At 56.8% G+C, this 15,385-nt stretch carries 15 protein-coding genes; 11 read left to right on the top strand and 4 right to left on the bottom strand.

Features of this window, described 5'->3' with window-relative positions; all coding sequences use genetic code 11:
• Positions 1 to 77 precede the first annotated feature (77 nt).
• The 6 genes from nudF to AC6I8J_RS15775 all read left to right on the top strand — a co-directional run bounded on the left by nudF (position 78) and on the right by AC6I8J_RS15775 (position 5,528).
• Complete coding sequence (gene nudF, locus AC6I8J_RS15800; RefSeq protein ID WP_161735044.1) at positions 78 to 713, top strand: ADP-ribose diphosphatase; 636 nt, start codon at positions 78 to 80, stop codon at positions 711 to 713.
• The gene (locus AC6I8J_RS15795) at positions 710 to 1,135 is read left to right on the top strand and encodes a DUF1249 family protein (RefSeq protein ID WP_061063379.1); all 426 of its coding nucleotides are present in this window, start codon (positions 710 to 712) and stop codon (positions 1,133 to 1,135) included. Before nudF ends, AC6I8J_RS15795 begins: the two co-directional genes overlap by 4 nt.
• A gap of 42 nt (positions 1,136 to 1,177) precedes the next feature.
• Positions 1,178 to 2,005, top strand: a complete 828-nt coding sequence (gene cpdA / locus AC6I8J_RS15790) for a 3',5'-cyclic-AMP phosphodiesterase (protein ID WP_013359054.1) — start codon at positions 1,178 to 1,180, stop codon at positions 2,003 to 2,005.
• A 3-nt stretch (positions 2,006 to 2,008) separates the two neighbouring features.
• Positions 2,009 to 2,590 (top strand): esterase YqiA, encoded by a 582-nt coding sequence (gene yqiA, locus AC6I8J_RS15785; RefSeq protein WP_497825554.1) that lies wholly within the window; start codon positions 2,009 to 2,011, stop codon positions 2,588 to 2,590.
• Between the two features lie 49 nt (positions 2,591 to 2,639).
• Positions 2,640 to 4,535 (top strand): DNA topoisomerase IV subunit B, encoded by a 1,896-nt coding sequence (gene parE, locus AC6I8J_RS15780; protein WP_033733909.1) that lies wholly within the window; start codon positions 2,640 to 2,642, stop codon positions 4,533 to 4,535.
• A gap of 93 nt (positions 4,536 to 4,628) precedes the next feature.
• On the top strand, positions 4,629 to 5,528 hold the full coding sequence (locus tag AC6I8J_RS15775) for a LysR substrate-binding domain-containing protein (RefSeq protein WP_161734990.1): 900 nt from the start codon (positions 4,629 to 4,631) through the stop codon (positions 5,526 to 5,528).
• Between the two features lie 378 nt (positions 5,529 to 5,906).
• On the opposite strand, the gene AC6I8J_RS15770 is transcribed toward AC6I8J_RS15775, so the two are convergent.
• Both AC6I8J_RS15770 and AC6I8J_RS15765 read right to left on the bottom strand, forming a co-directional pair.
• The gene (locus tag AC6I8J_RS15770) at positions 5,907 to 6,215 is read right to left on the bottom strand and encodes a putative quinol monooxygenase (protein ID WP_013359050.1); all 309 of its coding nucleotides are present in this window, start codon (positions 6,213 to 6,215) and stop codon (positions 5,907 to 5,909) included.
• A 48-nt stretch (positions 6,216 to 6,263) separates the two neighbouring features.
• Positions 6,264 to 6,845 (bottom strand): NAD(P)H-dependent oxidoreductase, encoded by a 582-nt coding sequence (locus tag AC6I8J_RS15765; protein ID WP_150014764.1) that lies wholly within the window; start codon positions 6,843 to 6,845, stop codon positions 6,264 to 6,266.
• 114 nt (positions 6,846 to 6,959) lie between these two features.
• Between AC6I8J_RS15765 and AC6I8J_RS15760 the strand changes: the two genes are divergently transcribed.
• The 4 genes from AC6I8J_RS15760 to ftsP all read left to right on the top strand — a co-directional run bounded on the left by AC6I8J_RS15760 (position 6,960) and on the right by ftsP (position 12,597).
• Positions 6,960 to 7,775 (top strand): transporter substrate-binding domain-containing protein, encoded by an 816-nt coding sequence (locus AC6I8J_RS15760; protein ID WP_253422070.1) that lies wholly within the window; start codon positions 6,960 to 6,962, stop codon positions 7,773 to 7,775.
• Between the two features lie 192 nt (positions 7,776 to 7,967).
• Positions 7,968 to 10,241 (top strand): DNA topoisomerase IV subunit A, encoded by a 2,274-nt coding sequence (gene parC / locus AC6I8J_RS15755; protein WP_161734993.1) that lies wholly within the window; start codon positions 7,968 to 7,970, stop codon positions 10,239 to 10,241.
• 45 nt (positions 10,242 to 10,286) lie between these two features.
• Positions 10,287 to 11,024 (top strand): 1-acylglycerol-3-phosphate O-acyltransferase, encoded by a 738-nt coding sequence (locus AC6I8J_RS15750; protein ID WP_161734996.1) that lies wholly within the window; start codon positions 10,287 to 10,289, stop codon positions 11,022 to 11,024.
• 142 nt (positions 11,025 to 11,166) lie between these two features.
• The gene (gene ftsP, locus AC6I8J_RS15745; RefSeq protein WP_161734999.1) at positions 11,167 to 12,597 is read left to right on the top strand and encodes a cell division protein FtsP; all 1,431 of its coding nucleotides are present in this window, start codon (positions 11,167 to 11,169) and stop codon (positions 12,595 to 12,597) included.
• 91 nt (positions 12,598 to 12,688) lie between these two features.
• Here the strand turns inward: ftsP and dkgA are convergent, their stop codons facing one another.
• Entirely contained in the window at positions 12,689 to 13,513 is an 825-nt protein-coding gene (dkgA, locus tag AC6I8J_RS15740; RefSeq protein ID WP_161735003.1) for a 2,5-didehydrogluconate reductase DkgA, read from the bottom strand.
• A gap of 203 nt (positions 13,514 to 13,716) precedes the next feature.
• On the opposite strand from dkgA, the gene AC6I8J_RS15735 reads away from it, so the two are divergent.
• On the top strand, positions 13,717 to 14,625 hold the full coding sequence (locus tag AC6I8J_RS15735; RefSeq protein WP_013359043.1) for an AraC family transcriptional regulator: 909 nt from the start codon (positions 13,717 to 13,719) through the stop codon (positions 14,623 to 14,625).
• A 30-nt stretch (positions 14,626 to 14,655) separates the two neighbouring features.
• Here the strand turns inward: AC6I8J_RS15735 and AC6I8J_RS15730 are convergent, their stop codons facing one another.
• On the bottom strand, positions 14,656 to 15,318 hold the full coding sequence (locus AC6I8J_RS15730) for a DedA family protein (RefSeq protein WP_033733897.1): 663 nt from the start codon (positions 15,316 to 15,318) through the stop codon (positions 14,656 to 14,658).
• Positions 15,319 to 15,385 lie beyond the last annotated feature (67 nt).

The raw sequence follows: 15,385 nt of genomic DNA, 5'->3' as shown, positions 1-15,385 counted from the left end.
TTCAGAAAGAACTACTTACATGGAGCACAGTTACAGGCTTTTTTCGCTCCACCCCAATCTGCACAAGGAACCTGATGATGCCGGAAGAAAAAAAATCCCCTGTGACTTTCACAAAAAACGATGTAGAAATTATTGCACGCGAAACCGTCTATGATGGTTTTTTTTCCATCGAACGTTACCGCTTCCGCCATCGCCAGTTTAATGGCGAAATGAGTGGGGAAGTGCAGCGTGAAGTTTTTGAGCGCGGACATGCCGCCGTGCTGCTACCTTATGATCCCTTACGCGATGAAGTGGTGCTGATTGAGCAGATCCGCATCCCGGCTTATGACAGCAGTGCTTCACCCTGGCTGCTGGAGATGGTCGCCGGCATTATTGAACCCGGCGAATCTGTTGAGCAGGTTGCGCGCCGTGAAGCCGTTGAAGAAGCAGGTCTGGACGTTGGCCGGGTTAAGCCTGTGCTTAGCTATCTGGCCAGCCCTGGTGGCACCAGCGAACGTCTGTCGGTGCTGATTGGGGAAGTGGATGCCAGCCAGGCAGAGGGATGCCATGGTCTGGAGGAAGAGAATGAGGATATTCTTGTGCATGTGGTAAGCCGCGAACAGGCTTATCGCTGGGTGGAAGAGGGGATAATCGACAATGCGGCGTCTGTCATCGCCCTGCAATGGCTGGCGTTGCACCATGAAAAACTACGCGAAGAGTGGATACAAAAATGAAACAGCGCTATACCCCTGACTTTCCCGAAATGATGCGGCTCTGCGAAACCAACTTCGCCCAGTTACGCCGCCTGCTGCCGCGCAACGATGAGGCGGGAGAATCGGTGATTTATCAGGTAAATGGCGCCCGTTATCAGCTGACGATTCAGGAGTCGACGCGCTACACCACGCTGGTGGAGATCCGCCAGGTCGCGCCTGCTGTGAGTTACTGGAGCCTGCCCTCAATGTCGGTTCGGCTCTATCACGATGCGATGGTCGCCGAAGTGTGTTCAACTCAACAGATCTATCGCTTCAAAGCGCGCTATGATTATCCTAATAAAAAATTGCATCAGCGCGATGAAAAGCATCAGATAAACCAGTTTCTTGCAGACTGGCTGCGCTACTGCCTGGCGCATGGCGCGATGGCAGTTCCGGTCTGCTGATGCGTATAATGCAGTAAATGGCGTGGAGACGAAGGAAACGCTTTGGATAGCCTGCTAACTCTTCCTGCAGCGAACGGTTCCGAAATCAGGATTTTGCAAATCACGGATACCCACCTCTTCGCGGGAAAACATGAATCGCTGCTTGGCGTGAACACCTGGTCGAGTTATGACGCGGTGCTGGATGCGATTATTGCGCAACAGCGCGACTATGACCTGATCATCGCTACCGGCGATCTCGCCCAGGATCACTCTGTCGAAGCCTATCAGCATTTTGCTGAGGGCATCTCACGTTTACCGCGACCCTGTGTCTGGCTGCCCGGTAATCACGACTTTCAGCCCGCGATGGTTGACACGCTGGCGGCAGCGCACATTAATGCCCATAAACAGGTGCTGGTGGGTGAGCAGTGGCAGATTGTGTTGCTCGATAGCCAGGTCTACGGTGTCCCGCATGGGATGCTGAGCGACTATCAGCTGGAGTGGCTCGACAACGCGCTGTCCCGCTTTCCGCAACGCCATACGCTGGTCCTGCTGCATCACCATCCGCTGGCCTCGGGCTGTACCTGGCTCGATCAGCACAGCCTGCGCAATTCCCATCAGCTCGATGCGGTATTACAGCGCTACCCGTTAGCCCGGACGCTGGTCTGTGGTCATATTCATCAGGAGCTGGATCTGGAGTGGCATGGCCGCCGCGTGCTGGCGACGCCGTCAACCTGCGTCCAGTTCAAACCGCACTGTACCAGCTTTACGATTGACACCGTGGCGCCTGGCTGGCGCTGGTTTACCCTGCATCCGGATGGCGGCCTTGAGACCGAGGTCAACCGGCTTGACACCGACGCTTTTCGTCCCGATTTAGACTCAGAAGGATATTAACGCGTGGCGGCATTGCTTTATCTGCACGGTTTTAACAGCTCGCCGCAGTCGGCGAAGGCAACGCAGTTCCGGCAATGGTTAGAGGCGCAGCACCCCGGCATCGAGATGATCGTGCCTCAGTTGCCGACTTTTCCGGCCGATACCGCGGCCATGCTGGAAGATCTGGTGCTGAGCCGCAGTGGCGAAACGCTGGGGCTGGTGGGCTCTTCGCTGGGCGGTTATTACGCCACCTGGCTGTCGCAATGCTTTATGCTGCCCGCCGTAGTCGTCAATCCTGCGGTGCGACCTTTTGAGCTGCTGGCGGATTTCCTGGGCGAAAATCAGAATCCCTACACCGGCCAGCAATATGTGTTAGAGTCACGCCACATTTACGATCTCAAAGTAATGCAGATTGAACCGCTGGAAGCGCCCGATTTACTCTGGCTGCTGCAACAGACCGGCGATGAAGTTCTCGATTACCGCCAGGCGCTCGATTATTACAGCGCGTGCCGTCATACGGTAGAAGAGGGCGGAAATCATGCATTTACTGGATTCGAGCGCCATTTCCCGCAGATTCTGGACTTTCTCGGTCTGAATCATCCCTGAGTAATGCGGAAATCGCACCCCATTTCACCCTTCTAATCAGACATTTACGATGAGTCAATCTAACTATAACGCGGATGCCATTGAGGTCCTGACTGGCCTTGAGCCTGTTCGCCGTCGTCCGGGCATGTATACCGATACGACGCGGCCCAACCATTTGGGTCAGGAAGTGATTGATAACAGCGTCGATGAGGCGCTGGGCGGCCATGCGAAGCGGGTTGAAGTGATTCTGCACGCTGACCAGTCGCTGGAAGTGATTGATGATGGCCGCGGCATGCCGGTGGATATCCATCCGGAAGAGGGCGTGCCAGCCGTCGAGCTGATTCTGTGTCGTCTGCATGCGGGCGGCAAGTTCTCCAACAAAAACTATCAGTTTTCGGGCGGCCTGCACGGCGTCGGTATCTCGGTAGTTAACGCCCTGTCAAAACGGGTCGAAGTCACGGTGCGCCGTAATGGCGAAATCTATGACATGGCGTTTGAAAATGGCGACAAAGTGCAGGATCTCACCGTCACCGGCACGGTGGCTAAACGTAACACCGGCACGCGCGTCCATTTCTGGCCCGATGAAAGCTTCTTCGACAGCCCGCGTTTCTCGGTATCGCGTCTTTCCCATCTGCTGAAAGCCAAAGCGGTGCTCTGCCCTGGCGTTGAGATTGTCTTCAAAGACAAGCTGAACAATACCGAACAGCGCTGGTGCTACGAAGATGGCCTGACCGACTACCTGTGTGAAGCGGTGAATGGCTTACCGACGCTGCCGGAAAAACCTTTTGTCGGCAGCTTTGCCGGTGATGTGGAAGCGGTGGACTGGGCGCTGTTGTGGCTGCCGGAAGGCGGTGAGCTGTTAACGGAAAGCTACGTTAACCTGATCCCGACCATGCAGGGCGGAACGCACGTCAACGGCCTGCGTCAGGGGCTGCTGGATGCCATGCGCGAGTTCTGCGAATACCGCAACATCCTGCCGCGTGGCGTGAAGCTCTCAGCGGAAGATATCTGGGATCGCTGTGCCTATGTGCTGTCGGTCAAGATGCAGGATCCGCAGTTCGCCGGGCAGACCAAAGAGCGTCTCTCCTCACGTCAGTGTGCTGCCTTTGTCTCTGGCGTTGTAAAAGATGCCTTCAGCCTGTGGCTGAACCAGAATATTCAGACGGCGGAAATGCTGGCTGAGCTGGCGATCTCCAGCGCCCAGCGTCGTATGCGGGCAGCCAAAAAAGTGGTGCGTAAAAAGCTCACCAGCGGACCGGCTCTGCCGGGCAAACTGGCGGACTGCACCGCGCAGGACCTGAATAAAACAGAACTGTTCCTGGTCGAGGGGGACTCGGCAGGTGGATCGGCCAAGCAGGCGCGCGATCGTGAATATCAGGCGATCATGCCGCTGAAAGGCAAGATCCTGAACACCTGGGAAGTCTCTTCCGATGAGGTGCTGGCGTCGCAGGAAGTGCATGATATTTCCGTGGCGATCGGCATTGATCCTGACAGCGAAGATCTTTCGCAGCTGCGTTACGGCAAGATCTGTATTCTGGCGGATGCGGACTCCGATGGTCTGCACATTGCTACACTGCTCTGTGCGCTGTTCGTGAAGCATTTCCGCTCACTGGTCAGAAATGGTCACGTCTACGTCGCCATGCCGCCGCTCTACCGTATCGATCTCGGTAAAGAGGTTTACTACGCGCTGGACGAAGATGAGAAAGAGGGCGTGCTGGAGCAGCTGAAACGCAAGAAGGGCAAACCGAACGTTCAGCGCTTTAAAGGGCTGGGCGAGATGAACCCGTTACAGCTGCGCGAAACGACGCTGGATCCGAATACCCGTCGGCTGGTTCAGCTGACGATCAGTGAAGAGGATGTTGACCAGACGCTGCGCATGATGGATATGCTGCTCGCGAAAAAACGTTCCGAAGACCGGCGTAACTGGTTGCAGGAAAAAGGCGATATGGCCGATATTGAAGTGTAGAAAACAGGACGCGAAAGCGTCCTGTTTGCTTTGTACTTCAGCCTGTACATCCTCAGAGAATCCGGCAGATTCAGAGCAGAGACAGTAACCCTTGTGAAAATTACCCTGGAAGAGCTACGCGCCTGGGTGGCGGTGGTGGACAGCGGTTCCATTACTGCGGCGGCATCCCAGCTGGCGCAGACCAGTTCCGGCATCAGCCGGGCGCTATCGCGGCTGGAGAGTAAGCTGCAGACCACGCTGTTGCATCGGACTACCCGACGGCTGGCGCTGACCGAAGAGGGGCAGGTTTTTCTGGAGCATGCGCGCCAGATCCTGGCCTCGGTTGAGCAGGCGGAAGAGCAGATTGCACTGCGGCGTGAGATACCGTCAGGCCGGCTGCGGGTGAATGCCGCCACGCCCTTTATGCTGCATGTGATTGTGCCGCTGGTTGAAGATTTTCGCGCCCGTTATCCGCTGATCCAACTCGAACTGAATACCGACGACATCATGATCGATCTGCTGGAGCAGCAGACCGACATTGCCATTCGCATTGGCGAACTGCGTGACTCCACGCTGCGCGCCCGGCTGCTTGGCAGTAGTGCAATCCGGCTGATGGCCAGTCCGGCCTATCTGGCAAAAGCGGGCACGCCGCAGAGCGTTGCCGATCTCGCGCACCATCAGACCATCGGCTTCAGCTATCCTGACACCCTCAACGTCTGGCCGATCTGGCAGCCCGATGGTGATTTTATGCGTGTCAAGCCGACGCTCTCGGCTTCGAGCGGTGAAACCATCCGGCAGCTGGCGCTGGCAGGACAGGGTATCGCACGGCTCTCCGACTTTGTCAGCCGGGAAGATTGCGCCGCTGGCCGGCTGGTGCCGGTTCTTCCCGCGGAAACCCGCGATCTGCGGTTGCCGGTGCATGCGGTTTATTACCGTAACACCACGCTCTCTTCGCGTATCGGCTGCTTTCTCGATTTTCTCCGCACCGAGATTGATCGGCGTCAGATGCTCTGATCCGGCCTGTCAGAAACAAAAAACCTCTGTCACAGGACAGAGGTTTGAGGAAGGTGACAAAGTCTGGCCGGATTTGCTTTCAGAACGTGCCTGCACAAGGAACACGGTCAGATCGGAAAGACGCAACTACCGCCATCCATGGCACGCTCGGCCCGCGCGATTACGCACCTCATCCCTGAGGTGCGCCCTGACCGGGCCAACGCTTTGCGTTGTTCAAAAACGCTCCCGGCGTTTTTATCCGGGCGGCGGGACGCTTTCCTCTTCTGACCGTGTTCCCTGCGCTTTGAGCTAATTTATTGCTGCCAGAGGCACCCTGCTGAGACTTCATCACCAGCCTTAACCCCCGCTACACAACCGGCGTTAAGGTTTCAGCAATCATCAGGCACTCGGTTCCAGCACCAGAATCTTCACATCCACCACATCATCTTTAATGATGGCGCGATGCGCATCCATATGCGGCATCTGCTGATGCTGCTCCAGATGGCGCAGCGTTTCCCACTGCTCCAGCATGAAAATAGAGTCTGGCGAGTTTTGCTTCCATGGCACCTGCGCCTGATGATCCAGCAGCGCGTCATACTGATGGCAGCCATCTTCTTCTAAGACCTGCGGGATCAGCTTTTTCACTGCATCCAGCACAGCCTGACGGCGACCGGGTTTAACACAAATTTCAGCAACGACTGTTAACATTCGCGAATTCCTCTTTCGTGGGAAAATAGGGGATAGCCCCCAACCATCTTACGCAAAAACGCGGCTAAGATGGGTCCGATAAGCGGCAATATCGCGTGGCACGTCCGGCGCTTTAATCACGTCGTTGCAGATAAAGGTCGGCAGCGCTTCCATTCCCAGGAACTGGTTGGCCTTGTGGAAGTGTAGATAGAGACCATCGACGCCGACGCCTTCAAAGAACTGTTCAGGGTCGGTAAAGGCCTGGAGCGGCGCATTCCAGGTCAGCGACAGCATATATTTTTTGCCCTGCAGCAGACCGCCGGAACCATATTTTTTTGCTGCATCGGAACGGGTACGACCATCGCTGGCGTAGAGCGAACCGTGGCCTTCAGTAAAGACTTCATCGATGTAACGCTTCACTGTCCAGGGTTCGCCCATCCACCAGCCCGGCATCTGATAAATCACCACATCGCTGTCGACATATTTCTGCACCTCATCGGCGATCACGTAATCGCTGTCAGCCACGGTGACTGACACTTCATGTCCCATGTCACGCAGCTGGCTGGCCGCAACATCGGTCAGGGTGTGGTTCAGTTCGCCTTTAGAGTGGGCAAAAGTTTTGCCGCCATCGATAATTAAAATCTTGCTCATGAATAGGTTGCCTCGTTTCCTGAATATGGTGCTCAGCTTACGTGCGCCGCAGCCGCAGAAAAATGCGTGGTTGATCACAACACTTTTGCTGCAGCAGCAACAATACGCCGGTTTATGGCACCATCGGTGGGCAAACTCACCATAAAAATCATAGAAAAAATCAGAATGAAAAAATTAATCCTCGCTTTGTTGCTGGCCAGCGGTGCTGTCCATGCGCAATCTCATCTCGACACCGTTCTCCGTTCTAAGACGCTCAAAGTCTGCACCACCGGCGATTACAAACCCTATAGCTATCTGCGACCCGATGGTCAGTATGAAGGGCTGGATATCAGCATGGCGAACGCGCTGGCTACCTCGCTCGGCGCAAAAGTAGAGTGGGTACAGACCAGCTGGAAAAACCTGATGCCAGACTTCCTGGCAAAGCAGTGTGACATCGCCGTCGGCGGCGTCTCCGTCACGCTGAAACGCCAGCAGACGGCCTGGTTCGCGCAGCCGCTGGACGTGGATGGCAAAATCCCGCTGGTGCGCTGCAGCGATAAAGAGCGCTTCCAGACCCTCGAACAGCTCAACCGGCCTGACGTACGGCTGATTGAACCGGCAGGTGGTACTAACGAAGCCTTTGTACACAGCCATCTGCCAGAGGCTTCGCTGACGCTGTTTCACGATAACGTCACCATCTTCCAGCAGCTGGTCGATAACAAAGCGGATGTGATGATCACCGATGCCTCAGAAGCGCGTTTTCAGCAGCAGCATTACCCGACGCTCTGCGCGATCAATCCCGACACACCGCTGCAGTATGGCGAGAAGGCTTACATGATCCCGCGTGACGACATCAGCTGGAAACTCTATGTCGATCAGTGGGTGCATCTCAGCATCGCCACGGGTGAATATCGTGATATTGCCCGTCAGTGGATAGGGTCAAAGCCCTGATTCACTTCAGCAGAGAGGTCAGGCACTTGCCGGTCTGAATCCGGCGTGCTTCCGGCACATGAAATTGCGCGGCGGGACGCCTATTGTCCCGCGCTTCCCCTGTGACTAACACCAGGGAATAAGGTACTATCCTCGCCAAACCACCGCCGGGTGTCCCGCCGTTGTGGGCCACGATGTGAGGATGAGAAATTAATGAGTGAACTGACTCAGGATGGTGCAGAGCGTCTCGCCCTGCACACATTCACCGAGAATGCGTACTTAAACTATTCGATGTACGTCATCATGGACCGCGCACTGCCTTACATTGGCGACGGATTAAAGCCGGTTCAGCGACGTATCATCTACGCCATGTCCGAGCTGGGGCTTAGCGCCAGCGCAAAATTCAAAAAATCGGCACGTACCGTGGGTGACGTGCTGGGTAAATACCATCCGCACGGCGACAGCGCCTGCTATGAAGCGATGGTGTTGATGGCGCAGCCGTTCTCCTACCGTTATCCGCTGGTTGACGGTCAGGGCAACTGGGGGGCGCCGGATGATCCCAAGTCGTTCGCGGCGATGCGTTACACCGAATCCCGTCTGTCAAAATATGCCGAGCTGCTGCTGGGCGAGCTGGGTCAGGGCACGGTCGACTATCAACCGAACTTTGATGGCACGCTGCAGGAGCCGAAGATGTTACCGGCGCGCCTGCCCAATATTCTGCTGAACGGCACCACCGGTATCGCCGTAGGCATGGCGACCGATATTCCGCCACACAACCTGCGCGAAGTGGCTCAGGCGGCGATCGCATTGATCGACGCGCCGAAAACCACGCTGGAACAGCTGCTGGATATTGTCCAGGGACCTGATTATCCGACCGAGGCGGAGATCATTACGCCGCGTGACGAAATCCGCAAAATTTATCAGACCGGGCGTGGTTCCATCCGCCAGCGTGCGGTATGGAAGAAAGAAGAGGGCGAGGTGGTCATCACCGCGTTGCCGCATCAGGTGTCAGGCGCGCGCGTGCTGGAGCAGATTGCTAACCAGATGCGCAATAAAAAGCTGCCGATGGTGGAGGATCTGCGTGATGAATCGGATCACGAGAACCCGACCCGCCTGGTGATCGTTCCGCGCTCCAACCGCGTCGATCTCGATCAGGTGATGAACCATCTGTTCGCCACCACCGATCTGGAGAAGAGTTACCGCGTTAACCTCAATATGATCGGCCTGGATAACCGCCCGGCGGTGAAAAATCTGCATGAAATCCTGACCGAATGGCTGGTGTTCCGCCGCGATACGGTCAAACGCCGTCTGAACTACCGGCTGGATCGCGTGCTGCGCCGCCTGCATATTCTGGAAGGTTTGCTGGTCGCATTCCTGAACATTGATGAAGTGATCGAGATCATCCGTACTGAGGATGAGCCGAAGCCGGTCCTGATGTCGCGTTTTGGCATCAGTGAAACGCAGGCCGAATCCATCCTCGAACTGAAGTTGCGCCACCTGGCAAAACTGGAAGAGATGAAGATCCGTGGCGAGCAGGCGGATCTGGAAAAAGAGCGCGATCAGCTGCAGGCGACGCTGGCGTCTGAACGCAAGATGAATACCCTGCTGAAAAAAGAGTTACAGGCTGACAGCGCCAGCTACGGCGACGATCGTCGTTCGCCGCTGTGTGAGCGTGAAGAAGCCAAAGCTCTGAGCGAAACCGAGCTGGTGCCGTCTGAACCGGTCACCATTGTGCTGTCGCAAATGGGCTGGGTGCGCAGCGCCAAAGGCCACGATATCGATCCAGCCGGACTGAGCTATAAAGCGGGCGACAGCTATCTGGCTGCCGCACGCGGCAAGAGCAATCAGCCGGTGGCCTTTATCGACTCCACGGGCCGCAGCTATACGCTGGATCCGACATCGCTGCCTTCCGCGCGCGGACAGGGCGAGCCGCTGACCGGCAAGCTGACGCCACCGCCGGGTGCGGTGGTTGAACAGGTGCTGATGGAGCCGGATGACCAGCGTCTGCTGATGGCCTCTGATGCGGGCTACGGTTTCATCTGTACCTTCAGCGACCTGGTGTCGCGCAACCGTGCCGGTAAAGCGCTGCTGACGCTGCCGGACAATGCCCGCGTAATGACGCCAATGGCGGTCCATCATGAAGATGACATGCTGCTGGCGATTACCCAGGCGGGACGGATGCTGATGTTCCCGGTTGGCGAACTGCCGCAGATGTCGAAAGGCAAGGGCAACAAAATCATCTCTATTCCGTCAGCAGAAGCCGCCGCGGGTCAGGACAAACTGGCCTGGCTGATGATCCTGCCGCCGGGCAGTGCGATCACACTGCACGTGGGCAAACGTAAAATGCTGCTGCGCAGTGAAGAGCTACAGAAATTCCGTGCCGATCGCGGACGTCGCGGCACGCTGTTACCGCGCGGCCTGCAAAAAATTGATCGTGTTGAACTGGATGCACCTGCGCGTCCGGCGAGCCCGGATAGCGAAGCGTAAACTACCCGGCTGACCCTGCGTCAGCCGTGGCTCAATGAGGGAACTATGTTACTGATTCTGCGTGCCATTATCGTCGTCATTTATTCGATCCTAATCTGTATCTTTGGCTGTATCTGGTGTCTTTTTTCACCACGCGATCCGCGCCACGTCGCCACTTTTGGCCGTCTGTTCGGCAAATTATCGACGGTGTTTGGTCTTAAAGTCGATCTGCGCAAACCGGAAGGCGCAGAGAATTATGGTAATGCGATTTATATCGCCAACCATCAGAACAACTACGACATGGTCACCGCGGCTAAAATGGTGCAGCCCTATACGGTAACCGTGGGCAAGAAGAGCCTGCTGTGGGTGCCGTTTTTTGGCCTGCTCTACTGGCTGACCGGCAACCTGCTGATTGACCGCGATGACCGGGCGAAAGCGCGCGGCACCATCGGTGAGCTGGTGGATCAGTTTAACCGCAAGCGCATCTCCATCTGGATGTTTCCTGAGGGAACGCGCAGCCGTGGCCGTGGCCTGCTGCCGTTTAAAACTGGTGCCTTCCACGCTGCCGTGGCGGCGGGCGTGCCGATCATTCCGATTGTGGTCTCCAATACCCATGGCAAGATCGATCTCAACCGCTGGAACAACGGGCTGGTTATTGTTGAGATGCTGCCGCCGGTTGATGTAAAAGCATTCGAGTCTTCGTCGGTGCGTAAGCTGGCTACCCACTGTCGCGAACTGATGGCGGCGAAGCTGGAAGAACTCAACGCCGAAGTCGCAGAACGCGAAAAAAACGGAAAAATCTGACCGGCGAGCCATTCGCCGAACTATCCTGCATGGATGCCGCGCGGCGGGCCTTATCCGGCTCGCCGTGAACGCAGCACAGCAAAAACAGATCAATAAAAACAGGGTCGGCGCTTAGCGCCACGCGTAAAGGGTCAGAAGTTTTATGTCTTTCAGCAGACGTCAGTTCATCCAGCTTTCTGCCGGAGCGGCGCTTAGCGCCAGTTTACTCCCTCATGCGGCACATGCCGCCTCTTCAGCCAATGGCGATACACCGCTTCCGGTTCCGCCGTTGCTGGAATCCCGTCGCGGCCAGCCGCTGTTCCTGACGATGCAGCGCAGCCACTGGTCATTTAATGGCGACAATAACAAAGTGCCGGTGTGGGGTATCAATGGCCTCTATCTTGGCCCGACCGTCCGGGTTTACAGCGGTGACGACGTAAAGCTGATCTACAGCAACCGGCTGAATGAGTCCGTCTCCATGACCGTCAGCGGTTTACAGCTGCCGGGTGCATTAATGGGTGGCGCGCCACGTATGATGTCGGCCGGTGTCGACTGGTCGCCGGTGCTGCCGATTCGTCAGGCGGCCTCAACCTGCTGGTATCACGCCAATACCCCAAACCGCATGGCGCCGCATATCTATAACGGTCTGGCGGGTATGTGGCTGGTGGAAGATGACATCGGTAAACAGCTGCCGCTGCCGAAGCATTACGGCGTCGATGACTTCCCCATCATCATTCAGGACAAGCGGCTCGATAACTTTGCCACGCCGGTCTATGACCCGCCGCAGGATGGTGGTTTCCTGGGTGATACGCTGCTGGTGAATGGGGTACGCAATCCGTATGTTGAGGTGTCACGCGGCTGGGTACGCCTGCGTCTGCTGAACGCCTCGAATGCGCGACGCTATCAGATGGTGCTCAGCGATAATCGTCCGTTTATGGTGATTGCCAGCGATCAGGGCTATCTGCCTGCGCCGGTTGCGGTGCAGCGTCTGTCACTGGCGCCGGGCGAACGTCGCGAAGTGCTGGTGGATATGTCGCAGGGCGATGAAGTGTCGATTACGGCGGGAACGGCGGCAGGCATTATGGATCGGCTGCGCGGTTTCTTTGAGCCATCTTCTATTCTGACCTCCACCCTGATCCTGACGCTGCGCCCAACCGGCTTACTGCCGCTGGTGACGGATAATCTCCCGATGCGGCTGCTGGCCGACCAGATTCTGGATGGGGTGGCGGTGCGCACCCGCGAATTCCGCATCGGTGACAGCATGCCGGGCATCAACGGCGCGCTCTGGGATATGAACCGCATTGACACCACTGCGCAGCAGGGCACCTTTGAGCGCTGGATCCTGCACGCCGATCGGCCACAGTCGCTGCATATTCAGGGCGTTATGTTCCTGATTAAAAGTGTGAATGGCGCACAGCCGATGGGCGAAGATCGTGGCTGGAAAGATACGGTGTGGGTCGATGGCAGCGTGGAACTGATGGTCAGCTTCCCGCAAAGTTCGTCAGATCACTTCCCGTTTGTCTACCACAGTCAGACCCTGGAACTGGCCGATCGCGGTACGGCGGGTCAGCTGGTGGTGCAGCCCACTGCATAACAGCGCGGTCAGGCAGGAAGAACCCGCCTGACCGCATTAAGCCCCCTCTGCCCGTCAACGGCAGGGCAGAGCGGTTAAGGTCACCTTCACGTCAGTTAAAAGTGTCCGGATCCGGCCCCAGACGATTACCGCTGTCCAGTTTCGCAATATCACTCACTTCATGCTTATCCAGACGGAAGTCGAATACCTTAAAGTTCTCTTCGATACGTGCTGGCGTCACCGACTTCGGAATCACCACCAGACCGCTATCCAGATGCCAGCGGATCACGATCTGCGCCGGGGTCTTACCATATTTCTTCGCCAGCGACTTGATGATCTCCTGATCAAAAACGCCTTTGCCGCCCTGTGCCAGCGGACTCCAGGATTCGGTCTGGATCTGGTGCAGCGCGTTCCACGCATGCAGCGTACGCTGCTGTAGCATCGGGTGCAGCTCAATCTGGTTCACGACCGGCGTCACACCGGTTTCATCCAGCAGACGCTTCAGGTGCGCTTCATGGAAGTTACAGACGCCGATGCTTTTGGTCAGCCCCTGCTGCTGCAATTCGATCATCTTCTTCCAGGCATCAACGTAGTGGTCTTTTTCCGGGCACGGCCAGTGCATCAGATAGAGATCGACCTGCTCCAGTTTGAGTTTCTCCAGGCTGGTTTCCATCGCCTGCTGAACATTCTGCTGATCGTCGTTCCACAGTTTGGTGGTCACGAAAATCTCTTCGCGCGGCACATCGGTTTCCTGCAGAGCCTGGCCAATCGCCTCTTCATTCTTATAGGCGGCGGCGGTATCGATTGAGCGATAGCCGACCTCAAGCGCTTTCAGCACCGCATGACGCGCATCTTCGATGCTGGCCTGCCAGACACCGAGTCCGAGTTGCGGCATCATATTGCCATCGCGCAGTTTGATAATGGGTTGGTCTGCCATAGTTGCTCCTTTCCGTTGCGGTTAACCCGTGAGAATTCACTGTGCTTAAGTCTAGCCAACAATTTTCAGCCTGCTCAGCGTCAGCAACAACAGCAGGTCTGTTCTTCTGCCCGATCCGGTAAATTTCTTGCCTGATTCTCCAGGCTGCTGGCGGTTCAGGCATTCGCGCGGCACACTGGCTTTTTGTCCGAAAAGGAGTCGCTATGGCGCACGATGCACTCTGTCACCGGCTGGCACAGCAGGTAGTCACCTTAATGACTCATGGTCGCGACCGTCTTTGCCCGGTCGAAAATGTGTCACTGATTTATGCTAATCAATATCGTCCCCGTACGCCGATGATGTATCAGCCCGGCATTGTTATCCTGTTTCAGGGCAGCAAAACCGGCTATCTCGGCAGCACCGTGTTTCAGTATGACGCCAGCAAATACCTGATGCTGACCGTGCCGCTGCCGGTGGAGTGCGAAACCTGGGCCTCGCCGGAAATACCGATTGCCGGGCTGTGTCTCAGGGTTGATACCGCCAGCCTGCAGGATCTGCTGATTGAAATCGGCGACGACGATCAGTTTCAGCCTCAGCCGCAGACTTCGGGTATCCACTCAGCGTGGCTGACGGAACCGATGCTGTGCGCCGCGGAGCGGCTGCTGGATGTGATGACCCAGCCGCGCGATGCGCGCGTTCTGGGGCCGCACATCGTGCGTGAAATTATTTACTATGTGCTGACCGGTCCGATCGGCGGCGCGCTGCTTTCGCTGGTGAGCCGACAGACGCAGTTCAGCCTGATCGCGCGTGCCCTGCGACGGATTGAGAATCACTATGCGGAAAACCTCAGCGTTGATGCGCTGGCAGCAGAAGTGAACATGAGCGTCTCAGCCTTTCACCATAACTTCAAAGCGGTGACGCAGACCTCGCCGTTGCAGTATCTCAAGCGCTATCGCCTGCATCAGGCGCGACTGCTGATGCTGCACGATGGACTAAAGGCGAGTGCGGCGGCGGTGCGGGTGGGCTATGAAAGCCCTTCACAATTTTCGCGGGAGTTTAAACGCTATTTCGGCGTGACGCCGGGGGAAGAGGTGAGTCGTGTCAGGCAGACGGTAGCGGATCCGTCCGCCTGAGTGGCGGCGGATCCGAAAGCCAGATGCGCGTCAGGCGCGTTTCTGGCGACGCTTTTTCCAGATCACCACAATGCTGCCGGACAGGCCGAGCACCAGCAACACCATCGGCAGTATCATCAGGATCGCCATCACCTGATCTTCATGACGCTTGATAAACGGCACCTGACTGATGCCATAGCCAAAGGCAACGACAATGCCGACCCACAGCACGCCGCTGAGCCAGTTAAACAGCTGAAAGCGGCCATTCTGTAAGCCTGCAATGCCCGCCATAGTCGGCAGGATCGTGCGGATAAAGGCGAGAAAACGGCCGACCAGCAGCGCCATCAGCCCGTGACGGTTAAACATATTCCAGGCGCGCTGGTGATACTGTGCCGGCAGATGCATCAGCCAGCTCTTCACCAGCCGGGTATTCCCCAGCCAGCGGCCCTGCAGGTAGCTCAGCCAGCAGCCCAGGCTGGCAGCGGTCGTGAGGATCACCATTGTCGGCACAAAATCCATCACCCCTTTGGCCACCATCGCCCCGGCCAGCAGCAGCAGGCTGTCGCCTGGCAGGAAAGAGGCGGGCAACAGACCATTTTCCAGAAACAGCGTCAGGAACATTACGCCGTATACCACCCACACTACATCCGGATTTGCCAGCGCGGCAAAATCCTGATGCCAGAGCGCCTGGACAATCTCGTGTAAAACACCCATTAGCGATTCCATCACGTCACAAGGAACAATCCGTCTGCGTTCAGACAGCGCAGTGATTTCACTGATA

Source organism: Pantoea sp. X-Soil-ISGK-355 (assembly GCF_059730805.1).
This window is presented reverse-complemented; position numbering and strand designations above follow the sequence as displayed.